Origin of the sequence: Porphyrobacter sp. TH134, assembly GCF_002855495.1 — a bacterium.
Lineage (GTDB): Bacteria > Pseudomonadota > Alphaproteobacteria > Sphingomonadales > Sphingomonadaceae > Erythrobacter.
This window is the reverse complement of the sequence record NZ_PKRO01000008.1, coordinates 59849-86727: the sequence shown is the minus strand read 5'-3', so window position 1 is coordinate 86727 and position 26879 is coordinate 59849. Positions and strand designations below refer to the sequence as shown.

Annotated in this window: 20 protein-coding genes; 6 read left to right on the top strand and 14 right to left on the bottom strand. The window is 62.6% G+C overall.

The window, feature by feature from the left end; genetic code table 11:
- Positions 1 to 17: 17 nt before the first annotated feature.
- Positions 18 to 830 (bottom strand): sulfite exporter TauE/SafE family protein, encoded by an 813-nt coding sequence (locus C0V72_RS05755; protein WP_101792293.1) that lies wholly within the window; start codon positions 828 to 830, stop codon positions 18 to 20.
- Between the two features lie 360 nt (positions 831 to 1190).
- On the opposite strand from C0V72_RS05755, the gene C0V72_RS05750 reads away from it, so the two are divergent.
- Entirely contained in the window at positions 1191 to 3872 is a 2682-nt protein-coding gene (locus C0V72_RS05750; RefSeq protein ID WP_233999797.1) for a TonB-dependent receptor plug domain-containing protein, read from the top strand.
- Positions 3873 to 3937: 65 nt separating this feature from the next.
- On the opposite strand, the gene C0V72_RS05745 is transcribed toward C0V72_RS05750, so the two are convergent.
- The 7 genes from C0V72_RS05745 to C0V72_RS16365 all read right to left on the bottom strand — a co-directional run bounded on the left by C0V72_RS05745 (position 3938) and on the right by C0V72_RS16365 (position 9189).
- Positions 3938 to 4459 (bottom strand): GNAT family N-acetyltransferase, encoded by a 522-nt coding sequence (locus C0V72_RS05745; protein WP_101792261.1) that lies wholly within the window; start codon positions 4457 to 4459, stop codon positions 3938 to 3940.
- Positions 4460 to 4561: 102 nt separating this feature from the next.
- A complete protein-coding gene (locus tag C0V72_RS05740) occupies positions 4562 to 6694 on the bottom strand; it encodes a peptidase domain-containing ABC transporter (protein ID WP_101792260.1) in 2133 nt (710 codons plus the stop codon).
- A 1-nt stretch (position 6695) separates the two neighbouring features.
- Positions 6696 to 7928 carry an HlyD family secretion protein gene (locus C0V72_RS05735; RefSeq protein WP_172438925.1) on the bottom strand — a complete coding sequence of 411 codons (1233 nt, stop codon included), beginning with the start codon at positions 7926 to 7928 and terminating at the stop codon, positions 6696 to 6698.
- A 290-nt stretch (positions 7929 to 8218) separates the two neighbouring features.
- Positions 8219 to 8413: a hypothetical protein gene (locus tag C0V72_RS05730; protein WP_101792259.1), complete on the bottom strand. Its 195-nt coding sequence runs from the start codon at positions 8411 to 8413 to the stop codon at positions 8219 to 8221.
- A gap of 12 nt (positions 8414 to 8425) precedes the next feature.
- Entirely contained in the window at positions 8426 to 8656 is a 231-nt protein-coding gene (locus tag C0V72_RS05725; RefSeq protein ID WP_101792258.1) for a hypothetical protein, read from the bottom strand.
- 152 nt (positions 8657 to 8808) lie between these two features.
- Positions 8809 to 8943: a hypothetical protein gene (locus C0V72_RS16720; RefSeq protein ID WP_267893427.1), complete on the bottom strand. Its 135-nt coding sequence runs from the start codon at positions 8941 to 8943 to the stop codon at positions 8809 to 8811.
- A gap of 81 nt (positions 8944 to 9024) precedes the next feature.
- Entirely contained in the window at positions 9025 to 9189 is a 165-nt protein-coding gene (locus C0V72_RS16365) for a hypothetical protein (protein WP_172438924.1), read from the bottom strand.
- 379 nt (positions 9190 to 9568) lie between these two features.
- Here C0V72_RS16365 and C0V72_RS05720 point away from each other — a divergent pair, with 379 nt between their 5' ends.
- Positions 9569 to 10186: a response regulator gene (locus tag C0V72_RS05720; RefSeq protein WP_172438923.1), complete on the top strand. Its 618-nt coding sequence runs from the start codon at positions 9569 to 9571 to the stop codon at positions 10184 to 10186.
- Between the two features lie 38 nt (positions 10187 to 10224).
- Here C0V72_RS05720 and C0V72_RS16360 read toward each other — a convergent pair whose 3' ends face one another.
- The 3 genes from C0V72_RS16360 to C0V72_RS05710 form a co-directional block, all read right to left on the bottom strand.
- A complete protein-coding gene (locus C0V72_RS16360) occupies positions 10225 to 10374 on the bottom strand; it encodes a hypothetical protein (protein WP_172438922.1) in 150 nt (49 codons plus the stop codon).
- A 94-nt stretch (positions 10375 to 10468) separates the two neighbouring features.
- Entirely contained in the window at positions 10469 to 12655 is a 2187-nt protein-coding gene (locus C0V72_RS05715; RefSeq protein WP_101792256.1) for an ATP-binding protein, read from the bottom strand.
- Between the two features lie 263 nt (positions 12656 to 12918).
- Complete coding sequence (locus C0V72_RS05710) at positions 12919 to 14481, bottom strand: aldehyde dehydrogenase (NADP(+)) (RefSeq protein WP_101792290.1); 1563 nt, start codon at positions 14479 to 14481, stop codon at positions 12919 to 12921.
- A gap of 128 nt (positions 14482 to 14609) precedes the next feature.
- On the opposite strand from C0V72_RS05710, the gene C0V72_RS05705 reads away from it, so the two are divergent.
- From C0V72_RS05705 to C0V72_RS05695, 3 genes are read left to right on the top strand one after another with little or no spacing between them, the layout of a single operon-like run.
- Complete coding sequence (locus C0V72_RS05705; protein ID WP_442792556.1) at positions 14610 to 16031, top strand: sugar porter family MFS transporter; 1422 nt, start codon at positions 14610 to 14612, stop codon at positions 16029 to 16031.
- A gap of 25 nt (positions 16032 to 16056) precedes the next feature.
- Positions 16057 to 17583: a tryptophan halogenase family protein gene (locus tag C0V72_RS05700; RefSeq protein ID WP_101792254.1), complete on the top strand. Its 1527-nt coding sequence runs from the start codon at positions 16057 to 16059 to the stop codon at positions 17581 to 17583.
- The gene (locus C0V72_RS05695) at positions 17580 to 19052 is read left to right on the top strand and encodes a tryptophan 7-halogenase (protein ID WP_101792253.1); all 1473 of its coding nucleotides are present in this window, start codon (positions 17580 to 17582) and stop codon (positions 19050 to 19052) included. The genes C0V72_RS05700 and C0V72_RS05695 overlap by 4 nt, the downstream gene beginning before the upstream one ends.
- Here the strand turns inward: C0V72_RS05695 and C0V72_RS05690 are convergent.
- From C0V72_RS05690 to C0V72_RS05680, 3 genes are read right to left on the bottom strand one after another with little or no spacing between them, the layout of a single operon-like run.
- On the bottom strand, positions 19030 to 20040 hold the full coding sequence (locus C0V72_RS05690; protein ID WP_101792252.1) for a cupin-like domain-containing protein: 1011 nt from the start codon (positions 20038 to 20040) through the stop codon (positions 19030 to 19032). The genes C0V72_RS05695 and C0V72_RS05690 overlap by 23 nt on opposite strands.
- Positions 20037 to 21575, bottom strand: a complete 1539-nt coding sequence (locus C0V72_RS05685) for a tryptophan halogenase family protein (RefSeq protein WP_267893426.1) — start codon at positions 21573 to 21575, stop codon at positions 20037 to 20039. Before C0V72_RS05685 ends, C0V72_RS05690 begins: the two co-directional genes overlap by 4 nt.
- Entirely contained in the window at positions 21572 to 23140 is a 1569-nt protein-coding gene (locus tag C0V72_RS05680) for a tryptophan halogenase family protein (RefSeq protein WP_101792251.1), read from the bottom strand. Before C0V72_RS05680 ends, C0V72_RS05685 begins: the two co-directional genes overlap by 4 nt.
- 170 nt (positions 23141 to 23310) lie before the next feature.
- Here C0V72_RS05680 and C0V72_RS05675 point away from each other — a divergent pair, with 170 nt between their 5' ends.
- Positions 23311 to 26760, top strand: a complete 3450-nt coding sequence (locus C0V72_RS05675) for a TonB-dependent receptor (RefSeq protein WP_233999796.1) — start codon at positions 23311 to 23313, stop codon at positions 26758 to 26760.
- Positions 26761 to 26879: the final 119 nt, after the last annotated feature.

Sequence of the window (26879 nt, the reverse complement as noted above, 5' to 3'; positions counted from 1 at the left end):
GTTACGTGTGGAAGGCGTCAGAACCGGGTGATCATGATGACCCCGATCACGGCGAGATAAAGTCCGAAACAGGCGCGCAGGATGTTGCTGGGCAGATAGTGTGCGGCCGCGACGCCGAACGGCGCGAACAGAACCGATGTGGCAATCAGGGCGGCCGCGGCGGGCAAGTTGACATAGCCCAGCGATCCCCAGCCGATACCCGGCTCGCCAAAGCCGATAATCATGAAGCCGATGGTCGAAGGCAAAGCGATAATTGCGCCCATCCCGGCCGCCGTGCCGATCGCCCGGTGGATCGGCGCGCCGCAGACGGTCATCGTCACGGTCGTCACCGTGCCGCCGCCAATGCCGAGCAAGGTTGAAAACACGCCAAGCGCGCTGGCGATGCCGGCGCGCGGCAAGCCCGTCGGCAGTCCGGCAAACAGCGGCGCGCCTTTGCGCGCGGGCAACAGGAAATAGACGGCAAAACCCATCACTCCGGCGCCGAAGATCAGGGAGAGCTGCCGGCTCGATATCATCCCCGCCACCATCGTGCCGACAGCCGTGCCCAGCACCACCCAGATCGCCCAATCGCGCAGCAACTGGAAATCGACTGCGCCGCGTTTGGCATGGCTTTGGGTGGATCGCAGCGAGGTGAAGATAATCGAAGCAAGCGAAGTGCCGACTGCCACGTGGGCGATCTCTTCGGGCACGACTCCAACCAGGGGCAACAGAAAGATCAGCGCAGGCACAACGACAAAGCCGCCGCCAATGCCAAACAGTCCGCCTGCGAAGCCAGCAGCGGCGCCAGCGGCCAACAAGGCCGGGATCGCGATATATAACGAGGACAACATGCTCACGCAGCGAAGTGATAGGCCTGCCGCTCGATTATCCAAGCGGTTTGTTGCGCTGCACAAGCGTGTGATGTTACATAAAGACAGAAACGCTTTATAATTTGAAACTATATTCGTTTTATAAGCAATAAATGCTCGAAAAATTCTAACAAACGTTAATTACTTGGTGGTTTACGCGCAACTTTCGGAAAAACTACGTCATTTAACCACCATAGTATCAGATATTTATTGCGAATTGATGTCGCGGCCATGTTAATGTTGCAGTGCAATAACAACAACAAGGGGCCCTCCATGCGACTTCGTCACCTTCTTTTTGCATCACTTGCTTTGCCTGTGTCGCCCGTTCTCGCACAGGATGAAATGTCCGATCCTGATGCCGAAGTGACCGAACCAGGCCAATCGATTGTCGTAACCGGAACCCGCCGGACGGATCGCACCGTGCTGGAAAGCTCCGCGCCGGTCGATGTGTTCTCGGCAGACGATTTCCGCGCGCAGCCCGCCCCGCAATTGCAGACCATCCTGCAAACCCTTGTCCCCTCCTTCAACCAGCAGCGCAACCTGCTCGGTGACGCCTCGGCCTTCATCCGCCCGCCGACGTTGCGCGGCCTGCCGTCTGACCAGATTCTCGTGCTTCTCAACGGGAAGCGCGTGCACCGCTCGGCCTTGGTGCAGCTTCAGGGCGGCGCGCTGAATGCCGGTGCACAGGGCGCAGACCTTTCGCAGATCTCCAGCGCCGCTGTTGGCCGGGTCGAAGTGCTGCGCGATGGGGCGGCCGCGCAATACGGGTCGGACGCAATTGCCGGCGTGATCAATATCGGCCTGCGCCGCGACACCGGCTACGAAGTCACCGCGCGCTATGGCCAGTCCTATGCCGGTGACGGTGAGGACACGCAGCTGACCGCATTTTACGGCACCGAGCTTGGTGACGATGGCGGCTTCTTCAACACGACCTTCGAGTTCATTGATCAGAATGTCTTCGACCGTTCGGTCGAGCGCCCGGCGATCGCGCCGCTTCTGGCGCTGGGGATCACGCCGGACCGGCCGACCGGCAACCGCCTCGGCGGGCCCGAAAACCGCGCCTACCGCGCCACCATCAACACCGAAATTCCGGCCGGCGACACGATCTTCTATGCCTTTGCCAATTACGGTTATCAGCGGCAGGGCAACGACTTCAATTACCGCTCGCCCCGTTCGGTGACGCACCTGCCGATCCCCGGCCGCCCCGGCACGAACTCCACCGGCCGCGCCGTGCCCATCAATTACCTCACCCAAATCGGTTTCGACGCGCAGGGACGCCCGCAATGGGATCTCAACGGGGCGACCTTCGACATTTTCAACGACAGCCGCTTTCCCGAACTGGCCAACGGCTTCATCCCCTTCTTTGAACAGACCAACGAAGACATCGGCATCGTCGGCGGTCTGAAGGGCGATGTTTCAGGCATCAATTACGACTTTTCCTTGATGTACGGCGTCAATCAGGTCCGCTATTTCATGAGCGACACGATCAATGCCTCGCTAGGCCCCAACACGCCGACCGATTTCTACATGGGCAAGTTCGTCCAGCGCGAATTCAACTTCAACGGCGACTTCAATACCGAGGCCGAGATCGGCTTTGCCGAACCCTTGTTCATCGCCTGGGGCGTTGAAGTGCGGCGTGAGGCGTTCGAGGTCGGTCTGGGCGATACGCCTTCGTGGCAGATTGGTCCCTACGCCTCGCAGCGCCTGTTCCAGTGCACGCTGGCGGGCGCTCCTGTGGCGTGTTCAACCCCCGGTGCTTCAGCCCCGACCTTCGTGCGCACGCAGGTTGCCCTGCCGGGTTCCAACGGCTTCCAAGGCTTCGGACCTGCGTCGGTCATCGAAGGCGGTCGCAACAACTATTCGGGCTACATCGATTTCGAAGCGACGCCGGTCGCCGGGCTCGATGTGGGGATTGCGGCGCGGTATGATTATTTCGACGACTTTGGCGACACCTTCAATGGCAAGATCTCGGCCCGCTGGGAGATTGCCGAAGCGATCGCGGTGCGCGGCACAGCCTCGACCGGCTTCCGCGCGCCGACGCCGGGCCAGCAGTTCACGCAGAACCTGACCACCGGTTTCCCCTTCGGTTCGACCACGCCGCTCGGCACGCTGGTGGCGCGTCCTGATAGCGAAATCGGCCAGTTCTATCTTGCCGAATCGCTGACACCGGAAAAATCGCTCAGCTTCTCGGGCGGGGTGGTGATCCAGCCGGGCGGCGGGTTCAATGTCACAATCGATTATTACAACATCAAGGTCACCGACCGGATCGGCATCTCGGGCGCGATCAACCCCAACGCCATCAACCCCAACGGGTCGACGGATGCGCAATTCCTGCTTTCGCAGGGGGTGGCCGAAGCGGCCGAATTGGGCTCGGTGCGGTACTTCACCAATGCCTTCGATACCCGCACGCAGGGCTTCGACGTGGTTGTCTCGCATGAGGCCGACACTGGGCTCGGGCGGTTCAATTCGAGTCTTGCGGTCAATTACAACGCAACCAAGGTCACCGACCGCAAGGTTATCAACGGCACGCTGGCGAGCGGGCGCGTCCTGTCGAACTTCCAGCCGGTGGACGATGTGCGCGTCGGAAATATCGAGGAATCGAACCCGGCCTGGCGCGCGGTGCTTTCGACCACCTACACGCAAGGGATGGTCGGTGCCGTCGCACGGGTGAATTACTACGGCAGCTTCACCAGCTTCTTCGATCCGATCACCACGGGCATCGGCGCAACGCCGAATGCTGGCGGCATCGATACGCTGGCCGAGGCGCAGGCACTGTATCCGGTGCCGTTTGCCAAGAAGTTCGATGCGCAGGCGAGCTTCGACATCGAGGTGGGCCTGACCTTCGCGGAAAAGTACCGCGTTGCGGTGGGGGCACAGAACCTGTTCGACACCTTCCCCGAGCGTGAGACCCGCAACATTTTCGCCGGAACGGGCGGGGCGGCCAACGGGTCGATCTACAACGATGGTTCCCCGATCGGCTGGATGGGCGGGTTCTGGTACGCGCGGGTTACCGCAAGCTTCTGATCCGCAATCTTTCAACGCGCGGGGTCGGCATCTGGCTGGCCCCGCGCTTTTGATTCCCGGGCGCGCTACAGCCGCTTGCGCATCGGGATCAGCGGTACATCGGCGTGATACACCCGCGGGCCGGCAGCGTGATAGCCGCAGCGGCGATAAAGCGGCTCTCCGGCCAGAGTGCTCATCAACTCGGTTTCGCGAAACCCGGCGGCGCGGGCTGCTGCTTCGGCGGCGGTGATGATCGCCAGGCCTACGCCGCGCCGGACGAAGGCGGGGTCTGTGTACATCGCTCTGATCCGGGCCGGTTCGGTCAGCGGATCAAGCGGTTCAGGGTTGATGAGTTCGCCTGCGCCATCGCCGCCAAACAACGTGCGGCGCCAGCTCCACCCGCCGCACCCGGCAATCTGGCCATCAGCCACCGCGCAGAAATAGGTCTGGTCGCGCAGCAATTGGCTATCGATGCTCATGAACACGCGGCTGGCGGCGATTTCGGCCGGTGACAGAAAGTCGCGCTGCAAATCAGCCACCGACCGCTCGATCAACCGCGCCATCGCGGGCACATCATCGCTGGTCGCAATCCGGATTGATACATCCATATGTCTGTCTGAAGCCCGCCCGTCACCCATGCGCGATGATAGCCGATGAACGGGGATCTTGCCACTGCAAGCGTGTGCCCGGTTGTGGCTGCGGGCCGGGTATCAGCCTGCCTGCGGAGGTGGCTCCAAGCCCGCAGACGCATCGGCCAACCGCCCGTCCTGCATGATCAGAACCCGGTCGGCGGCGGCAATCGTTTCCTTGCGGTGGGCGATCACGATCCGGGTAATGCCCATCTGCGCGATCGCGCTGTTGACCGCTGCTTCATGGCCTGCATCAAGATGCGCGGTGCCTTCGTCCATCAGCAGGATTTTGGGCCTGCGATACAGCGCGCGGGCCAGCAGCACGCGCTGCTTCTGCCCGCCGGAAAGGGTCGATCCCATGTCGCCGATCAGGGATTCGTACTGCATCGGCATGCGCATGATGTCTTCATGGATCGAAGCGGCAGCGGCGGCTGCAACCACCAGCTGCATGTCGACGCTTTCGTCGAACAGGGCGATGTTGTCGGTCAGCGACCCGGCAAACAGGCTATCTTCCTGCAACACCGCCGCAATCTGGCGGTGGAAGCTTTTGTAGCCGAACCGGTGCAGCGGGATACCGTCGATCAGCACGTCGCCGCTGTGGGGTTCAGCCAGGCCCAGCATGATCTTCAGCAAGGTCGACTTCCCGCCGCCCGATGGCCCGGTGATCGCGACATGCTCGCCCGCCTCGATCACCAGATTGACCCCTTGCAGGACAAACGGATCGCTGGAGGAATAGCGATAGTGAATGTCGCGCAGTTCGATCTTGCCGACCAGATCGGTCGCCGCATCAGGAGCGGTGGTGAAGCTGCGATCCTCTTCGGACAAGGCAATGTCGGACAAGCGATCCAGATGCAGCCCGAGCATCTTGAACCCGATCGTCTGATCGATCAGCGCCGCCGATTTCGTGATGAACTGGTTCTTGTAGGCCATGTAGGCAAACACCATGCCGATGCTGAAGCCGGCTCCATCGATCACGAAACCGATGGCCAGCCAGATGGTGATGATGTTTTCGAGCCCGAAGATCAGCATGTTGGCGCTCGATTGCCAGATACCGATCCGCGACAGGCGGACATCGGCGTTGACCGAATCCGTCAGGCGGGTCTGCCAGAAGGCATGGCGCAGCGTCTCGCGCCCGAACAGCCGCAAGGTCACCATGCCGCGCAGGGTCTCGATCAGGGTCGATTGTTCCTTGCCCCCGGTGATGATGGTCGCTTCCTCGGCCTCGCGCTGGAACGAGAAGCTGATGAACCGGGCTGCGGCGTAAAGGGCAAAGGCGATCAGCGCGACCATGGCCAGCAAGGCGCTGTAATAGAACATCACCGCCAGCGTGAAGATCGCCATCACGCCGTCCACCAGTGCCGCAACGGCGCCCTGGGTCAGCAGGTTCTGGATCGGCGCGATCGACTGAAATCGCGACAGAATATCGCCCGTGTGGCGCTTTTCGAACCATTCGATCGGCAGCCGGAACATGCGCCGGGCGACATTGGTGGCCAGGGCAAAGCCCACACTGGCCCCGGCATTCATCAGCACGAAAGAGCGCAGCAGGCTGGCCACCACATTGATGAGCGTGAACAGGCCAAAGCCCAAGGCCAGCACTGTCAGCAAATCATTGTCGAGCGCGGGCAGCGCATTATCGATGGCGACTTGCATGTAATAAGGGCTGGCGAGCACGAAGGCCTGCAACACCAGGCTCAAAAGCAGCACCTGCGCCAGTGCGCGCTTGAGGCCGGTCATGCTCTGCCACAATTGCGAGATGCGCAGCCGTTCGCGCAGCGATTGCGCGGTGAAGTCATTGCTCCGCCGCAGTTCCAGCGCGACACCGGTGAAATGGTCGGAGACCTCGGCCAGCGGCATCCAGGTTGACCGCCCGTCCGGATTATGGATCAGCGCCTTACCGTTCTTCACTGCCTCGATCACGACATAGTGATTGAGATCCCAGTGCAGCACGGCGGGCATGTGCAGATTGCCCAGCTCCTCCAGCGGCAGCTTGACCGCGCGCGGGGTCAGCCCGATCTGATCGGCCAGATTGATCAACGCCCGAAGCGGCGCCCCCCGCATCGATGGCGAATAGCGGCGGCGCATCGTGGCCAGATCGATGTCGAGCCCGTGGTAATTGGCGACCATCGTCAGGCTTGCGAGGCCACATTCGGCCATTTCGGTCTGGCGGATCAAACGGACGCGGCTGCGGGTCAGAAAGCCGAGATCAAGCTCCATGTCAGCGCTTCCGTACAGCAAAGAGGGGTTCGAACAGCCATTCGATCAGGGACTGCTTTTCGGTGATGATGCGGGCGGTCAGGGTCATGCCCGGCACCAGTCGTTCCGTGCGCCCGAACGCGATGATCCGCGGATCGGCAATATCGACGACCACCGGATAGGCCGATACCACCGAGCCATTGGGCAAGGTCTGGCTGACCGGGCTGCTGGCGACCGTGATGATGGTGCCCTTGATCGTGCCGAACCGCTGATAGGGGAAGGCATCGATCGCGAGGCGCACCTCTTGCCCGCGTTTGACGAAGCCGATCGCCTGGGTGGGCACCAGCAATTCGGCGCGCAGCCTGGCGTTGCTGGGAATGATCGCCATGATCTGGGTTTGCGCGCCGACCCGCTGGCCGCTGCGCATCGTTAGCGCGGTGACGGTGCCAGCCAGCGGCGCTGTCAGCGCGTAGGATCGCGCACCGGCGTTACCGGCAGCCTGCTGGGCGACTTGCGCGCGGGCGGCGGCGATGTTGGCGGTTTCGCTTTGGGCCTGCGCACTGATGCTCGCCGCATTGCTCGACAATTGCGACAAGGTCGCGCGGCGCGCGGTGAGCGACTGCTGCAATTGCGACAATTGCTGCTGGCGAGACAGCAAGGTATCCTCGCGCGCCTGAAGATCGGCACGGCTGATGAACCCGCGCTCGGCGACGCCTTGTGCCTTTTCAAGATCGGACCGGGCCGAGGCGACAAGGCTTTGTTGCAGGACAATCTGGGATTGCAGTTGCTCGATTTCGGCGCGCAGGCCGCTGGCTTGGGTCAGCAGCTGGCCTTGCTGGGCGGCCGCCACGCGGGCGGCGGCTGCTTGCTGCGCCAGAAGGCTCGCGTCCTGCTGCGCGATGGCCTGTTCCGTGAGGGCAGCCGCTGACAGGCCCGAGGCGCTGTCTTCTTCGGCGCGGATCGCAACCAGCGTTGTCCCTTTGGCCACCTGTTCGCCATCATTGACCATAATCTCGTCAATCGTGCCGGGACGGGTTGGAATGATGGCGGCAATGCCCTTGTCGGGCACAATCGCGCCCGTGACGGTCTCCACGCGCGAATAGGTGGCGAGCGACAGGAAGGTGATGGCAACGGCCAGACTGCCGAAAATCAGCAGCCCGATCACTTGCCATGCCAGTGGCACCGCAATCGAAACGCTGCCGGAAAGACGATCTTTCTTCTGCTGGAAAACCTCGGCCCGGAACAATTGCGTCATGCGCTGGTGCGACCTCCTGGTTGCGCGCGTCATCAAGCCTTGTTCGACCGCGCGGTCGCACCCTATGCCTAATGCAAGAGTGAGCGAATAGTGCATTTGCGCTAAATGGCCGCCCCCTTTGGACAAAAGGGGCGGCCCAGATATTGCGGCGTGCGATCAGGTCAGAGGCTTCCAGGCAACAAGTGCGATTGCGGTTAAGACTGCACTGACCACCACTGCGTAGTAAAGCAGCTTGGGGCTGATCTCAGTCTCGCGCCAACCCTGCCGGAAACCTTTGAAAAAGTGCCTGATCAATCGATGATCTCCGCCGCGAGCGCTGCGGTCGCACCGGCAACGCCGACCGCTACACCGGCTTGCACCGCACCAGAAACCGTAGCTGCTGCTGCACCAGCCTTCACGCCGGCCCAGAACGCCACAACCACCAGCGGCAGAGGGCCGCCTGCGATTTCATCAATCTGCCTGCTGTCGAGTTCGATAATGTTCATTGCCACAGCTCCTTAATCAATCAGGTCAAGTTTGCCATCAAGGGCATAGTCGACAGCCAGTGCGACGGCAGCGACGCCTGCAGCTGCAGCGATGCCTGCGCCGCCAGCAGCGGCACCGCGAACCGCAACAGACCCTACAAAGCGGCCAATGGCAGCTGCGGTTTCGATGCCGCCTGCACCGCCAACATATTCGATCTCGGCCGCCGAGAGCTGTGTAACGCCACGATCAGTATGTGATGTCATTCCAATTTCTCCCTCAAAATCGCCGGTGCGGGCAACCGGCAGATTCCTGCCCGCGTTCGCAAGCGCAGCCTAGCGCTCGCGAATTCGTCATTGGCCGCCACCGGCCGTCTTTTCAGCGACGGACCGGTATGGCGGCAGCTTCATGTGCGATGTCAGCCTGCGGAAACCTCGGCCTGAAGGACTTCGCTGGCCGCCGTCGTGGCGACCACAACAGCGCCGAGCGGCAGGGCGCCGACAGGGATGCCGCCAGCGACAGCTTCCAGTTCGATTTCGTTCAGATTGGTCATGTTGGTTCTCCTTTATGTCATTGATTGGCTTGAGGACGGACCGGCATCCGCCTTGCTTCGATGGTTGTTCAAGAAACGCTGTTACGGGAACAGATCGACCTTGATCGGACCGCCCCACAATTCAGGGCGGCCAAGCAAGCGCGGCATCCCGTGGTCGGTGCAGGTCGTGCCATCGGGGCTTTGAGTGACGCCGCCTGCGACCAGATCGATATCGGCAGCGGTCATGGTGGTGATCGAGAAGGTCATCGGTAATGCTCCCTTGCTTGGCTCCGGAAAGCCGAGTCAGGCCCCGGACATGAACCGGAGCCGCGTGACGCGGCGTTTCCGATGGTGACGGTGCGGCCGCCGGATTGCAGGTGCCAGTGTTGCGCTGGCTTGCCGATCATCGCTCAGGGGGAAAATTCTACAATAGGTGCAGTGGCCTAGCAGGGTTGGCCTAGCTTCATCATGCTACTACAGATGGGCTAGCGGAGCCGCGACAGGGCGCCTGATCCTCATATCCGCCCCGGTCCGACCTACTTAGCTGATATGTGCTATTGGACGGCGCCCTTGCTCGGGTGCATGGTGATACAGTGTTCTAGGAGGTTTGTCTTTGCCCGCTCAACAACAAACCCAGCCTGCGAAGGTGAGCCGGATCATCGTGGTCGATGATCACCCCATTTTCAGGGATGGCATCACAGCGATTCTCAACCAGATGGATTCTGGCTTCGAAATCGAACAGGCCGGAACCTACGAGGAATTGCTGGAGCTTGCCGCTAAAGGACGCAGCCCTTCGCTGTTCCTGCTCGACCTGCGGTTTCCGGGGATGGACATTGAGGTGGCCGTGCCGCTGCTGCGCAAGCGTTACCCGCTCGCGTCGATCATTGTCATCTCGATGGCGGACGACAAACGCTCAACCGATCATGTCATGAAGGTCGGTGTGGATGGCTTCATCAGCAAGGCCGCCACCCCCAAGCAGATCAGGGATGGCATTGCCGCAGTGCTGGCGGGCGAATTCGTGAATGTGAGCGAGGCGGGGGGCGTTTCGATGACCCGGTCGGTCTCGCAGTTTTCAAACCTCACCCCGCGCCAGTTCGATGTGCTGATCGGCATCGCACAGGGCCGGTCCAACAAGCAGATTGCCAAGGACTTGGGTATCTCGCCGTTCACGGTCCGTATCCATGTTTCGGCGTTGCTGCGGGAACTGCATGTCGACACCCGGACGGCTGCCGCAGCGCTGGCGACAAAATATGGCGTTCACTGACAAAGGGGTCACCACGGTGACCCCTTTGCCCAATTCGCTTAAAGTCCCGGAATAGTCGTGGTTTCGGTGCTGCGCCAGGGCGGGTTAAAGCTGGGAAATGTATTCATCAGCCAAGGCCACAGGTTACCGCCCGAAACATGCATGATTTCGTCGGCCTTGAGCGTTTCAATCTTCGTTTGCTGTGTCACGACCTGTCTCCCATTGCGATTTATCGACCCGAATCTCTGGTACGACGCGCGCACCATGCAGGCCATTTTCCAAAGACACACTAGTTCGCATGCACTATGCGGACCGGATCGCCATAAGCGCTGATCGCAGCTCGGCGGCACGCAGCGGCTTGGACAGCACGATCGCAGGCGTGTCTGTCAGGCTGGCTTCGATCTGATCGGCATGATGGCCGGAAATCACGACCAGGTGGGTTTTCGATGCGTTGATCTGGCGAAGCAGACTGCTGTTCGCCGCAAGGTTTTCGCCATTGCCGAAGTCGAAGTCGCTCAGCAGCATATCGCAATCGGGCAGGATTTCGGGCGGCAATTGCGACCCATCGACCACGCAGCCCCAGCCTTCAAGCAGGCGCTGGGTCGAGGCCAGGGTTTCGGCATGGTCATCGATGACGAACACTTTGACCCCGGCCAGCGGCAGGACAAGGTTAGGCAAAGGCAGCGCGGCCTCGTTGGATACCCGCAGACGTTTCAGGTTGCCAATCGAGGCCACAGTGCCGCGCGATTGTTCCGATTGCAGGGCAAACTGGAGGCCCAGCATGCTGGCCAGCCGGCTGACGATGGCAAGCCCAAGCCCTTTATTGTCTGAACGCAGGTCCGACCGGCGCGAAGATCGGAAGAATTCTTTCCGCACGTGCTCAAGATCGCTGGGAGAAATCCCGCGGCCATTATCAATCACCAGCACGGTGACCGCGGTGCCCCGGCGGCGGCATCCGACAAGGACCCGCTTGCCCGGCGAATACCGGATCGCGTTGGCGACCAGATTCTGAAGCATGGTCGCCAGCAACGCCCGATCGGTTTCCACCACCACCGTTGAGGGGACAAGCCGCAGGTCCACATTCTGCTGTTCGGCCGCCAAAGCGTTCTGACTGTCGAGTTCGGCAAACAGGTCGCTGATCCGGACCGGAGCGATCTCTGCCTTGAGAGCGCCGCTTTCGATCGCAGCAATATCGAGCAGCGCGCGAAACATCCGGCTCGCGTTGTCGACCGACCACGATATCTTGGCCACGATTTGCGCCTGTTCGCTCGACAGGTCGGTGTCCTTGAGACGGTCGGTCAGCAACCCGATGGCGTGGATGGGCTGGCGCAGATCGTGGCTGGCCTGCGCCAGAAACCGCGATTTTGTTTCCGACGCGGTCCGGTATTCCTGAACCAGCGACCGGCCGCGCTGGAACAGCTTGTTGGCGCCAAGCAACAGCAACAGCCCAAGGCCTTGCGAGGTCTGCTGGAAAACAAGCAGCGGTTCGAGCGCCAGAGGGCTGAGGAGGATGGCAAGAAAGGTCGCGGCCGCAATCAGTCGGCCATAGGGACGGCGCAGGACCAGCCAAAGAATGCTGGCCGCCATGGCAAGCGCGAACGCGGGCACCCAGCCCAGAAACAGGCCCGGGCCATTCCTGACCGTTTCCGCCGCCATGATGGCGAGCGCTGCGGTTGGTGTATAGGAATTGTTGGGCGTGACCGCGGTGTCGCGCCCAACCACGCGGGTGAAGCTGATCACGACCTGCCGGTCTTTGAAAACAGCGGGATTGACCTTGCCGCTCAGGACATCGCCAGCGCTGTAAGCAGGGATTGTGCTGGGATTATAGCTGACGTCGATATCGATGATGGCATCGCGCGGTTTGGCGGCCGGCGCTGCCAGGATCGCGGCGACTGTCGGGAAAACCCCTTCATCGGTCTTCACCGAAGTCAGCGCGTAGATGGGCGCGCCAAATGCGAAGGGTTTGAAAATCATGGCCGCCGGGACGACAAGGCCGGTCAGGGCAGCGGGGATCTGTGTGGAACGCTGGGCAAATGCGCCCGTGCCGCCGGCCGTGAGCGTTTGCATGGCGGCATCACGGGGAGATAGCTCGATGACCCAGACGGCAGGCTTTGGCAAATCTGCCAAGGCTTCGCGCAATTGGGTCGCGGCTGCGGGCGAACTGAATTTGAAGTACTGCCGGTTGATGATGATCTGGCGCGGCGATTGTGCGCCGATTGTCGTGAGCAAGCCCGAAAGATCGGCTTCCGACCATGTCCGCGTAGGAAGGCCGCGCTCGGTTTCCTCGTCAATCGCGATAATTACCGCATCTCCGCGGTAATCCTTGGGTTCAAAGACGGCGGTGACTGCGCGCTGGACCCAGTCGTAAGGTTCAAACGGTACGAGAACCACCAATAATATGGTGATGACAAGCAGATAGTACCATTCTGCCCTTTCCGGAGACCGTGCATAGGCGGGCATCTGCGTCCAATTTGTGCCGATGGTTGTCACCTTGCTGCTCTGCTTGAAAGGGGCGTTGCAATCTGGAGCGTGTCATTGCTGCGGTCTGGATCGGTACAAGGTTTAAGCGGATCCGGCGCTGTGGCAATCGATTGTTGAAGCGTGGCTTCAAGCGATCGTTTTGCCCGCCGGCAAAACGCGCAGAGCATCATGGGGCTTGGCGCTCGGCCATCGTAGCGGCGCTGCGGGCGGTGCTGGTCATGCCCGCCAAGAGCGAGGGAACCGCAGTCCACCTCGCTCTTGGCGGCGCGGCATCAGGCGTGAAATGTTCCGTCGATGCGGCGCAGCACCGGGCTTGGCCCGTCAAGCAACGCTTTGGGCAGCAGGGCTGCGGGCATGTCCTGATAGCTCACGGGACGCAGAAAGCGGTCGATGGCCAGCGTGCCGACCGACGTGCTGCGCCCGTCGGATGTCGCGGGGAAAGGGCCGCCGTGGACCATCGCGTGGGTCACTTCGACCCCGGTGGGCCAGGCATTGGCAATGATCCGGCCCGCGCGCGCTTCAAGGATTGGCAGCAAGTCACGGGCCTCTGCATAATCGTCCGCCGCCATGTGCAATGTGGCGGTCAATTGGCCTTCCATCTCTTCAAGGATCGCGGCGACCTCAGCCAGATCGGCGCAGGTCACGATGATCGAAGAAGGGCCGAACACCTCGTCGGCCAGTGCCCGATTGGCGCGGAAGTCGGCGCCGCTGACGGTGTAGACATGCGCCTGCCCGCAAGCCTGCGTGCCTTGTGCACCAGTGCCCACCAATGCGGCCCCGGGCTGCGCGGCGATCACCGCAATGCCCTTGGTAAAGGCGTTCTGGATCCCGGAGGTCAGCATGGTTTGCGCAGGAATGCTTCCAAGCGCGGCGCCAACCCCGGCAACAAAGCGACTGGTCGCCTCGCTCTTAACGGCCAACAGGATACCGGGATTGGTGCAAAACTGCCCGGCACCCAGCGCCAGCGAGCCGACATAGGCGGCGGCCAATTCGTCAGCCGCCTCGGCCATGCGTGCAGGCATCACCACCACCGGGTTGACGCTGCTCATTTCGGCATAGACCGGGATAGGGACGGGCCGTGCCGCAGCGTGGTTCATCAGGGCAAGGCCGCCTGCGCGCGAACCTGTAAAGCCGACCGCAGTGATGCGCGGGTCTTTCACCAAGGTCTCGCCGAGCGAGTGCCCAGTACCGTTCAGCAGCGAGAACACGCCCTCGGGCAGCCCCGCCTCGCGGATGGCGGCAAGGATGGCGCCCGCGACCAGTTCGGACGTGCCGGGGTGGGCCGGGTGGCCTTTGACGACGACGCAGCACCCGGCGGCCAGGGCAGACGCCGTGTCGCCCCCCGCGACCGAGAAGGCGAGCGGGAAATTGCTCGCGCCGAACACCGCCACCGGGCCCAGCGGCAAGCGGCGCATCCGCAGGTCAGGCTTGGGCGGGGTGCGGTCGCGGATTGCGTGATCGATCCGCAGGCCTTGCCAGGCGCCATTTTCGACCTCGTCGGCGAACAGCCGCAGCTGGCCCACCGTGCGGCCACGTTCGCCATTCAGCCGCGCTTCGGGCAGGCCGCTTTCGGCCATCGCGCGCTGCGTGAGGGTATCGCCAAGCGCGTCGATCTTGTCCGCCATCAATCGCAGGAAGGCGGCGCGCTGTGACAGGGGCATGGCGGCGAAAGTCGGCTGGGCCGCTGCCGCTGCCGCGCAGGCGTCGGCAATGTCTGCCGCGCTCGCTTCGGCAAAAGCAGGATCAACCGATGCGCCGCCTGCCGCTGTCACTGCGGTAAAGGTCGCCGCCCCGCCGCGCCATTCGCCCGCGACCAGATTGTTGCCCGTCAACATGCCCATTCCTCTCAAAAAGCCCAAAGCCGAATTGTGAATAAAAGGCGGCTTGCCATCGTCCGCATTCCGTGAAAGGTAGCGCTACCATAAACGACATGGGTTGCAACACGCAAACCCGGGGGAGAGGGATCTTGGAGACACAGCGCGAAGGCGCCAACATGGTGCTGATTTCGGCAATCGTGGCGGTTGCGACCATCGGCGGATTGCTGTTCGGCTATGACAGCGGCGCGGTTAATGGCACGCAGCCGGGGTTGAAAGCGGCCTTTGGGCTGGGCGTGGGCGGATTGGGCTTTACCGTCAGTTCGTTGCTGATCGGCTGTTTTGTCGGAGCCTTTTTTGCTGGCACGCTGGCGGACCAGATGGGCCGCCGCAACGTGATGCGGATTGCGGCCGTCCTGTTTCTGATCGGTGCGCTGATCCAGGGGCTGACCGCCAACCACCTGTTGTTCGTACTGGCGCGCATCGCTGGCGGCATGGCGGTGGGCGCGGCGAGCGTGCTGTCGCCCGCCTATATCGCCGAGGTCGCCCCTGCCAATATCCGCGGGCGGATGACCACGGTGCAGCAGATCATGATCATCACGGGCCTGACGCTCGCGTTTCTTGTGAATTATGCCCTTGCGGCAGCCGCCGGGGATTCCACCGCAGCCTTCTGGGGCGGGATTGCCGCGTGGCGCTGGATGTATCTGATGCAGGCCGTGCCGGCCGCAATCTTTCTTGCCGCGCTGTTCTTCATCCCGGAAAGCCCGCGTTACCTGATAGGCAGGGGCCGCCATGAACAGGCCTCCAAGGTGCTGACCGATCTGTTCGGGGCCGAGGAAGCGGCGACCAAGCTTGCCGAAATCCGGGCGAGCTTTTCGGAAAATCACAATCCGCGCCTCGCCGATGTGCTGGCGCCTGCGGGCACCAAAAGCCTGTTGGGGATGCGGCCGATCGTGTGGGTCGGGATCATGCTGGCGGTGTTCCAGCAGCTCGTCGGGATCAACGTGATCTTCTATTACGGCGCGACGCTGTGGCAGCTGGCGGGTTTCACCGAAAGCGACTCGCTGCTCATCAACATCGTGTCCGGCGCGGTGTCGATTGCGGCCTGTTTTGTCACAATCGCAGTGATCGACAAGGTCGGGCGCAAACCGCTGCTGCTGATCGGTTCGGCAGGCATGGCGGTAACGTTGTTCGTGATGGTTTTTGTGTTCAGCCAAGGGGGATTGGACGCCAGCGGCAACCTTGTCCTGTCGGCCGGGCTCGGGACCACGGCGGTGATCGCGGCGAACCTGTACGTGATCTTCTTCAACGTCAGCTGGGGCCCGGTGATGTGGGTGATGCTGGCCGAAATGTTCCCCAACCAGATCCGCGGTTCCGCGCTGGCGGTGGCGGGTTTCTTCCAGTGGTTTGCAAACTTCCTGATCGCGCAATCCTTCCCGCTGATGGCGGCGGGGATCGGGCTGGCGGCCAGCTACAGCTTCTATGCCGTTTGCGCCGTCATCAGCTTCTTCCTCGTCCAGCGGTTCATTGTCGAGACCAAGGGCAAGGAACTGGAGGAGATGGTCGGCTGAGCCTGCCCATGTTAGCGAGGATACCATGAACGACAGTGCCCCAAAGCCGGTCCGTGTCGTCGTCCTTGGCGGCGGCACGGCGGGCTGGATGACAGCTGCGGGGGTTGCCAAGCTGCTCCCCGGCCTTGCCTCTGTGCAGCTGGTCGAAAGCGAGGAGATCGGCATTGTCGGGGTGGGCGAGGCGACGCTGCCGCACATCCGCGGCTTTGTCGAAAAGCTTGGGATCGACGAGGCGGCCTTCATGAAGGCCACCCACGCGACCTTCAAGCTGGGGATCGATTTCCGCGATTTCGGGCGGATCGGCGAAAGCTATATCCACCCCTTCGGCTCCTTTGGCGAGGAAGTGGGCGGCGTCGGCTTTCACCACTATTGGCTGGAACTGGCGCGGCACGGCAAGGCGCGCGAGATTGGCGATTATTCGCTCGCGGTGGCGGCGGCCAAGGCCAACCGCTTCCGCCCGCCTTCCGCCGATGACAGCCTTGGGTCGACCTATGGCTATGCCTATCAGTTCGATGCGACGCTATTCGGCCCGTTCATGCGCGAATTTGCGCGCGGTATCGGGGTTGAACGGCACGAAGGCCGGGTGGTCACGGTCGAGCGCGATCCCGCCAGCGGCGATGTCACCGCGCTGGTGCTGGCGGACGGGCGGCGGATCGAAGGCGATCTGTTCATTGACTGCTCCGGCTTCCGTTCGATCCTGCTCGGGCAGGAATTGGAGGTGCCGTGGGAAGACTGGACGCACTGGCTGCCCTGTGACCGCGCCGCCGCGATGCCCTGCACCCATGCGACCGAAGACCTGCGCCCCTACACCACCGCCACGGCCATGCCGGCTGGCTGGCGCTGGCAAATCCCGCTCCAGCACCGCATGGGCAATGGCTATGTCTTTTCATCCGCGCATATTTCGGAAGAACAGGCCTGCGATGCCATCCGCGCGTGCGCCGAAGGCGCCCCGCTGGCGGAACCCCGCATCCTGAAGTTCCGTCCCGGCCGCCGTGCGCGGTCCTGGAGCCACAATGTCATCGGCGTCGGGTTGGCGAGCGGGTTTCTGGAACCGCTTGAATCCACCTCGATCTATCTGGCGCAGATGGCGATCACCTATCTGATCGAGCTGTTTCCGGCAGCAGCCGGTGCCATCGACCCGCGCGACCGGGACGAGTTCAACCGGCTGGTCGACATGGAATATGACCGGGTGCGCGATTTCCTGATCCTCCACTATCACGCCACCACACGCGATGATTCCGAGTTCTGGAACCATGTCCGCACGATGCGCGTGCCCGATAGCTTGGCTGACAAGCTGGAGCTGTGGCGCAGGGCAGGGCGGATCGAGAAATATTCCGACGGCCTGTTCTACGATGCCAGCTGGATCGCAGTCTATGTCGGCCAAGGCCTGCTGCCCGAAGTGCATGACCCGCGCGCCGCGATGATCGCGCCCGATGCGCTCGCCCGCGCGACCGAGCGGTTGCGGATGGCCGTGACAGGCGAGGTTGCCGCCATGCCCGGTCACCGCGATTATCTGCGCGGCGAAGCGGCAAGGCTGGCCGACGCGGCGTGAGTTTTCCGCGCGAACCTTTGCGGCGGATCGTCGTGGTGGGCGGCGGGCAGCTCGGCGTGCTTGCCGCGATTGCGCTGCGCCGCAGCCTGCCGGGGTGCGAGGTGATCGTCATCGGCGGGCAACCGGGCCCTGCATCCTTTGCCGATTGGTCGCCAACAGCGATGCCGTTTACCAACAAGCTGCATGACCGGCTGGGCATTGCCGAGGCTGACATTATCGCCAAGGCTGGCGGGTCTTACCGGCTTGTCACGCGGCTGTCGGGATGGGGCGGGGCGGGGCAGGGCAGCGTCGTCGCTTATGGGGATGCGCTGGATCCTGCGCTCAGGACCGCCCTCGCCCGCGATCGCGCGCGCGCGGCAGGCGCCCATGCACCCGCGCCGGCCAGTCTTGCGCAGGTGCTGGCCGAAGCGGGCCGGTTCGCGCCGCCGCCGCCTGGCGAGCCTTCGCCTCTGGCGGCGGTTGATTATGCCCTGCGCTGGCATCCGCCGGCCTACCGGGCGCTGCTGATCGCTGCGGCTCAGGCGCTGGGCATCGGCTATGTCGAGGGTGTGATCGACCGGATCGAACTGGTGGATGGGGATGACAATATCGCCGCCATCGGGATCGCCGGACAGGGCCTGATCGCCGCCGATCTGTTTGTCGATTGCAGCGGCCCGCAAGCCGCCGTGCTGGCCGGGCACCCGCACTTTGTCTTTACCGACTGGTCAGACAGCCTGCCAACCCGCCATATCTATTGCGCTGCGCCGGCCGCGCCGGTCATCGCCTTGGAAGACCGGGTGACGCTGACCAGCGCCGGTTGGGTGACCGAAGTGGCCGGGCGGGATGGGCGGCATATTACGCTGGGCACGCCCGCAGCATTGCCACGCGCTGCTGCTGAGGCGTTGCTGGGCGCGCCTGTGCAAGCCGCGATTGCCTTGACGCCGGGCTGCGCGGCCGAGCCGTGGATCGGCAATGTCGTCGCGCTTGGCGATGCGGCGGCGCGGTTCGAGCCGCTGGGCCCGCTGCATCTTGATCTCGCCCACCGCCAATTGGCGCTGCTGCTGGAAATGTTGCCGGGCCGGGCGATGGCACCGCTTGAACGCGCCGAATATAATCGCCGGTCGGGCCTGATGATGGAAGGGGTGCGCGAGGTGCTGGCGATGCACTTTGCAAGCCCCGAAGCCCAGCGCGTGTTCGGTTCGTGCGCATTGCCGGGGCGGGTCGCTGCCGTGATCGATCAGTTTGAGCGGCGCGGTCGCATTCCCTTCCGCGAAGAATTGCCGTTGCTGGGGCAGGAACAGTTTGCCCTGCTGGTGGCACTTGGCTGGACACCCGGCCTGTCGCCCGCAGCCAAAGCCGCCGATCCCGCCGCCGAAACCAGTGCCCGCGCCGCATTCGAAGCCAATGCGCGCGCCGCGCTCGCCTTTGCGCCGTCTTACGGGCCATGGCTGGCGAGCGCGGCTGCCGTTAGCCCAGCGCCTTCCGGATAGCGCCGCGCATCTGCGCGAACCGTTCGGGGGAGGCGGGGCCGAGAATACCCTTCACGTGATCTGGCAGATGCGCCGCAGGATCATCTGAAAAGACATAATATTCGAGAATTCCGCGCCACACGGCACGCTGATCATCCGGCAGATGCCGGAAGGCGAGCAATGCGTAAAGCAGCCCGTCATAGGGGCTAGCGATCCCCTCGGGCTGGCCTGGCGCCCACCAGTAATTGACCAGAATGCTGACCGGATCGAGCGATTCCACTCCGTGCCACCAGCCATAGGGAATGTAGATCGCGTCCCCTGCCTCCAGCGTTGCCACGCTGGCATGGCAGGCGGCTTCGGCGAAGCGTGGGAAGCGCTCCAGATCGGGCGCCAGCGGATCGACCATGCTGACCGGGATGCCCGCCGGGGTCAGCTCGAACGGGCCGGGATAGAGCCCGGTGATCTGTTCGGGCGGATACAATGTAAAGCGCCGCCGCCCTGCCACGCAGCAGGCGACATTTTCCTTGGCGTCGTAATGCACGCCGACACGGATGCGATTGCCGATCCAGATGCGCGCCGCCACGTCCGGCAGCAGCGGCAGCCGGTTGTCGCGGGCAAAGGCGGGAAGCAGGCTGGCGATGTCCTCTGATTGCACCGCCATCGCTGGCGGATCGGGCATGGCCGCCGCGCCCAGCAGATCGTCGAGAAAGGTCTCCAGCCGTCCGCTGCCGCGCACGAAGTTCAGCCGGGTGAGATCGGGGGTGTAGAAAAACCGACCCTTCTCGCTCGGCGCCGCAGCAATCGCGCCGACCGGACGGGTGGCAGGTTCTCGCCTCAGGTACGCCGCAATGGGGCCATCGCCCGCGCGCGCGGCGGCAACAGCAGGCCAATCGGCCACCTGTCCGCGCAGCACCACCGGGCGTAGCGCCGCACGCAAGGCTTCAAACTGTTCCAGACCAACCGGCCCGGCAATTTCGGCCATCGGCACAGGCTGGGGCAGCGTGGTCATGCGGTCAGATATTCCGCAGCGGCAATCGCGCCGCCGTTGGCCCGCAGGAAATCATCCTGCGACGGCAGCTGGCTCACGGTCTGCGCGATCACATCGCGAATATGGGCGAGCCGTTTGCGGGTCTCGCCCTCGTCCAGCATCCATGCCGCGGGGTGATAGGTCTGCGGCTGCACCCCCTGGCTCAGCATCACCGACAACCAGCTATCTTCGGTGAACAATTCGTTGTTGTCGCGGATGATCCGGCCGGACGAACGGAACAGCTCCAGCTTTTCAGCGAGGCCATCAGGCGGGGGCAGATGACGGCAATAGCGCCAGAATTCCGAATCATCGCGCTCACTCGCGCGGTAATGAAGCACCAGAAAGTCGCGGATATTGACATATTCGCGCACGGATTCGCGGTTGAAGCGTTCGGTTTCGGCGGGGGAAAAGCCCGTGTCGGGAAACAGCGCCAGCAGCCGCGCAATGCCCGACTGCACCAGATGGATCGAGGTTGATTCGAGCGGTTCGAGAAAGCCCGCCGCAAGGCCCAGCGCCACCACATTCTTGTCCCACACCCGTTCGCGGTGCCCGGCCTTGAAGGCAATCTGGTTGGGATCGGCCAGCGGCTTGCCATCAAGATTGGCCAGCAGCAGATCGGTCGCCGCCGTCCGGTCGATATGGGCTGATGAGAACACGTGCCCATTGCCGATCCGGTGTTGCAGCGGGATCCGCCATTGCCATCCGGCGGTGCGCGCGGTTGACCGGGTCAGCGGTTCGTTGCGGCCGCCAATTTCGCAGGGCACGGCCACCGCCGAATCGCAGGGCAGCCACTTGCTCCAGTCGGTGAACGGCACGCCCAACGCCTGCCCCAGCAGTAAGGAGCGAAATCCCGAGCAATCGATGAACAATTCGCCGCCGAACTCGCGGCCATCATCAAGCAGCACAGAGGTAACAAACCCAGTCTCACCGTCCCGGCGAACGTCGGTGATCCGCCCTTCGACCCGCACCGCACCAGCGCTTTCCGCAAAGCGACGCAGAAAGCGCGCATAGCGGCCCGCATCGAACTGGAACGCATAGGACAGCTTGGACATCGGCGATTTGGGATTGTCGGGGCGGGGCCAGGCGAACCGGCCCGATTTGCCCGCCATCGCGGCAATCGAATAATCGTCGATCCGCGAGGTATCGCCAGCCTGCTGACCGCGTAGCCAGATGTGCTGGAATTCGATCCCTAGCATGTCGATCCCGAAGCTGCCGAAGGGATGGACATAGGCATGGCCTGGTCGCAGCCAGTCGACGAATTCGATGCCCAGTTTGTAGGTCGCGCGGGTCTCGCGCATGAATTGCATTTCATCGAGGCCCAGCAAGCGGTTGAAGCCGATGATCTGCGGGATGGTCGCCTCGCCAACGCCGACGGTGCCGATCGCCTCGCTTTCGATGAGCGTGACCGACAGGCCCGGCATCGCGCCGAGCACCCGGACGAGCGCTGCCGCTGTCATCCAGCCAGCGGTGCCCCCGCCGACGATGACAATCTTGGTAACAGGCGCGCGCGCGCTCACGCGTTGACCGCCCGTGGCGGCGCAACCTGCACCCCATCATCATGCCAGCTGCCCGATTGGCGCAGAAATGCCTCGTGTACGGGCAGTTTGGCCGCCGTCTCGCGGTAAGCCTCGCGCATTTGCGCCATCGCAGCGGCGACCTTGGCCTCGTCCAGCGTATCGGCAATCGGATCATGCGCTTCGGGCCAGATATTCTGCCCCAGCATGACAGCAATCCAGCTTGGCAGCGAGAACAGCTCGGCATTGTCGCGCAGCACCCGCCCGCGGTGTTGCCACAGGGCCATCTTGCGCGTGAGGCTGTCTGGCACATCCATGTGCTTCACATACCGCCAGAATTCGGAATCCTCGCGCGCTGTCGCCTTGTAGTGGAGGATGACGAAATTCCGCACATCTTCAAACACATCGCGCATGCCGCGGTTGTATTCATCGCGTTCGATCGGGCTGATCGGCATGTCCGGGAACAGAGCAAACAGGCGGGCGATACCGTTCTGGACGAGGTGGATCGAGGTCGATTCGAGGGGCTCGATAAAGCCCGAGGCAAGGCCCAGCGCCACGACATTGTGGTTCCAGGCCTTGCGCCGCATGCCGGTGAGGAAGCGCAAGCCGCGCGGCTCAGCCAGTGGCTCGCTTTCGAGGTTGGCGAGCAGGATATCGCGGGCGCTCTCCTCGTCCATGAAGGCGCTCGAATAGACATGGCCATTGCCGGTGCGGTGCTGGAGCGGAATGCGCCATTGCCATCCGGCGGTGTGCGCGGTGGCGCGGGTGAAGGGGTCAGGCGGGCCGGGTGTCCGGCTCGGCACCGCCAGCGCGCGGTCCATCGGCAGCCAGCGCGACCAATCCTCGTACCCCGTTTCCAGTGCCTCTTCGATCAGCAGGCCCCGGAAACCCGAGCAATCGATGAACAGATCGCCGGGAATGATGGTGCCATTGTCCAGCGTCAGGCTGGCGACATCGCCGGATTCGCCGTCGCGGGTGACATGGACGATTGTGCCTTCGACCCGGCAGATGCCCTGGCGTTCGGCGAGGCGGCGCAGATAGGCAGCATAAAGCCCGGCATCGAAATGGTAGGCATAGGCCAGCTCTTTCACCAGCGATTGTGCGCCGGCGGCTGGCCGGGCGAATCGGCCGCTGCGGGCCGCCGCTGCGCTCATCGAATAATCGCCAATTGCCCCCACCGCTCCGCCGCGGGCCTGTTCGCGCAGGTACAGCTGGTGAAACGGGATGCCGTGGAAATCCTGTCCGAAATTGCCGAAAGGATGAATATAGCGATCACCGATCCGGCCCCAGTTCACAAACTCGATGCCGAGTTTGTAGGTGCCGCGCGTTTCCCGCAGAAATTCAGCCTCGGTAATATCGAGCATCGCGTTGAAGCTGCGGATCGGCGGGATCGTCGCTTCGCCAACACCAACCGTGCCGATGGCATCGGATTCGATCAGCGTGATGGTGCGCCGGCCGTCGTTGAAGAACCGCGAAAGCGCGGCGGCAGCCATCCATCCGGCGGTGCCGCCACCAACCACAACGACCCGCGCAAGGCGATCTGCGTTACCGATACCATTGCTCCTCATCCTGCTCCCCTCATGCTACCCAATCACCGCATTGTTGGCAAATTGCCACAGTATCCCTGCAAAAATGCGAAGACCTATTGTCAAGCGTGCCGGCCATCGATAAGCCATCGTCCCACAAGAGAGCAAGCTATCTAGCAATAAATGATAGCGCTAACATGGGGAGGGATCTTATGCGCACTTCGATGCAGCACCGCGCCGTTCGGGCCGGGGGGCAGGGTTCATGGTACAAAAACGCATTGCGGGCCGGGGCATCGGCATTGGTTGTCGGCTGCGCGATCAGCGCCAGCAGCGCGATGGCGCAGGACGAACCCCAGCCGGAGCCTGAAGTTGCCGATACGGCCACGGTCGAAGAACCGACCAGCGAAATCATCGTCAGCGGTTTGCGCCAGTCGCTCGCCAACGCTCAGAACATCAAGCGCGATGCCGACACCTTCGTCGACGCCATTACCGCACAAGATATCGGCGCGCTGCCCGATCGGTCTGTCACCGAAGCGCTCCAGCGCGTTCCGGGCGTCGCCATCAACCGCTTTTCCGGTTCGAACGATCCTGACCGGTTCTCGGTCGAAGGTTCGGGCGTCGTCGTGCGCGGGCTCAATTTCGTCCGTTCCGAATTCAATGGCCGTTCGGCCTTTGCTGCGGGCGTCGGTGGTCAGGCGCTGAACTTTGCCGACGTGCCGGCCGAATTGCTGGGTTCGGTCATCATCTCCAAAAACGCCACCGCCGAAACCATCGAAGGCGGCCTTGCGGGGACGGTAAACCTCAATACCCGCAAGCCTTTCGACAATAACGGGCTGAAGATGGCGTTTGGTGCCGAAGCAAACTACGGCGATTTCCGCAAGGAATGGACGCCGACGATCTCGGGCCTGATCAGCAACACGTGGGATACGGACAAGGGCCGTTTCGGCCTGCTGCTGAGCGGCTCCTATTCCGAAATCAAGAGCCGGGCTGATGGCTTGCAGGTGACCAACTACCAGACCCGTGATGGCGCCTTGGTCAACATCGCCAATGCCGACGGCGTACTGGTCTGCCGCAACCCCCTGCCTGGGTCGACCGACACCACGACACTGCCGGGTGCGGGCGCTGCTTGCGGCAACCTCGGAACCCCCGGGGCCGATGGCTTTGCCGATTATGCCGGCTCGCGCGTGGCGCCGGTAGGCGGGCAGTTCCGCACACAGGAATATGATCGCGAACGCCTGGGTTTTGCCGCCTCTGCGCAGTTTGAATCGATCGATGGGAAGACTCTCATCACGGCTGAATATATCCGTTCGGATTCAACCAACCGGTCGGGTGAATACACCTACGAAACCGCGCCCGATCAGTCGGAATACACCACCTATCCGATCGGCTGTTTGCAGAATGCCGATGGCCCGGCGCGGATCAATCCCGATGGCACGCTCGGCGACCCGACTTCGCGGGCGCAATGTCCTGTCGGCGGGTTCACCGATTACGTTTACGATGAAGGCGGTCTGTTCCAGTCGGGCTATATCGTCAACACCAACAATGGCTGGCGCGGTGATCCGGCGCTGACGCCCTTCGTGCCGATCGGCGGTCAGCAGCAATCGCTCGCGCGGCGGCAGACCATCGATGAAGTCCTGAACCAGGACTTTTCGCTGAACATGCGCACCGAACTGACCGATCGTCTGACGATCGAGCTCGACGGACAATATGCAACCTCGCGCAAGGAAAACCTCGATTTCAGCGTCTTCGGCTCGCTGTTTGCCGACCAGGAGCTCGATATTTCGGGCGACCTGCCAGAGGTGATCGCACGCAAGCCGCAGTTCCTGGGTTACAACTGGTCAACACCGGGCGAAGCTTTGGCCGGGGCGACTGAAGAGCAGTATTTCAACGATCCGCGCTTCCAGTTCTGGCGCGCGGCGATGGATCACATCGAGGACAGCGAGGGCAAGCAATACGCCTTCCAGGCTGACCTTACCTATGAATTTGATGATGATGCCTTCCTGCGCCGCGCCAAGTTCGGCGCCCGCTATCAGGATCGCGAACAGACGGTGCGTTACACCACCTACAACTGGGGCATGCTGAGCGAAGTGTGGTCAGGTTCGCGTCCGACCAATTTCGCCGATACGCCTGCCGAATTGTCGGAACGCTACGAGTTTCCGAACTTCTTCCGCGGTCAGGCCGGTGGCCCTCCCGGTGGGTTCTACTACACCGGCGATCTTGTCGGCGACTACGAAGGCGCGATTGCCGATTTCCAATCGGTCCAGGAAATCTCCCGCGGTCTGGGCAGTTCACCGACCTGGGTGCCGCTGGCCGGACGGCAGGGTGCCATTTCCGGTACGCCCTTCCTGAGGGAGGATATCCAGCCGTTGGCGCAGCAAGATTCGGCTGCCTATTTGCAGCTGGAATTCGGCGCGGACAACGTGTTCGGATCCGCGATGCGCCTGTCCGGCAATGTCGGGGTTCGTTACGTCAACACCAAAATCCGTTCCGAAGGGGTGCTCGGGATTCCGAGCCGGCAGGCGCTGAGTATCCTCCAGCCGTATTTCTCCGAACGCGATCCTGTGACCGGCGAAATCCTCCTTGATGCCGACGGCGATCCTTTGAACCCGGGCCGCTGCGAACCGGGTGTGCCGATCGGTGCCCCTCCCGGGACGCCACCTTCTGTTCCGGGCGGGGTCTGCACCCTTACTCCGGCAGCCTACGCCGAACTTCAGACTTTCGCCGGGAACGGGACGCTCGACAATGGCGGCATTCGCGATGTTGCCGATGTGAACTATGATTTCTGGCTGCCCAGCTTCAATCTCAAACTCGGGGTTGCCGAAGATGTGATTGTCCGGCTCGCCGCATCGAAGGTCATGACCCGGCCAGACAACGCCAACATCCGCAACTTCCTGACCATCGGGCTGGAAGGCGCCGACTTGACAGCGCAGGCGGGCAATCCCTTCCTGCGGCCGGCGACCGCATGGCAGTTTGATGCCAGCGTGGAATGGTATTTCGACACGGTCGGATCCTTGACGTTCAATGCCTTCTACAAGAACATCAAGGACTTCTTCTTCCAGAGCATCAGCAATCGCCAGATCACCAATAATGGCATCACCAAAGATGTGCTGGTGCGTGGTCCGGCAAACTTCGACGAGAACGGCAAGATCAAGGGGTTCGAGGTCGCTTACCAGCAAACCTATGATTTCCTGCCCAAACCGCTCGATGGCCTGGGGGTCGCAGCCAATTACACCTACATCAAGAGCGAAGGCCTGCCGAACAGCTTCCTTAACACGGGCGAGCCGGTTTCAGAATCCACGGTCCCGCCGGGCAACCTGCCGCTGGAACAGCTGTCAAAGCACAACGTCAACGCGACGGTGTTCTACGAAAAGGGGCCGATTTCGGTGCGCGCTGCCTATAGCTGGCGCTCGCGCTTCTTGCTGACACCGGCTGATGTGATCTTCCCGTTCTATTCGATCTTCAACGAATCGACGGGGCAGCTGGACGGATCGATCTTCTTCAATCTGAACAAGAATATCCGGATCGGTGTGCAGGGCGTAAACCTTCTGAACGAGGTCACGCGCACGACGCAGGCCTATACCGGCGATCCGGGCGTGCTGGCACCGCGCTCGTTCTTCATGAACGACCGGCGGTATTCGCTGATCGTGCGGGGCAACTTCTAGGCCTCGCCTCAACTCGCTCTCCCTGAGCGAAAGCCCCCCGGCCCGCGCCGGGGGGCTTTTTGTTGTCCGCAATCGGTGCGGCGAAGTCCAGTTCACGCGCAAAAAAAAGGCCCGGGACC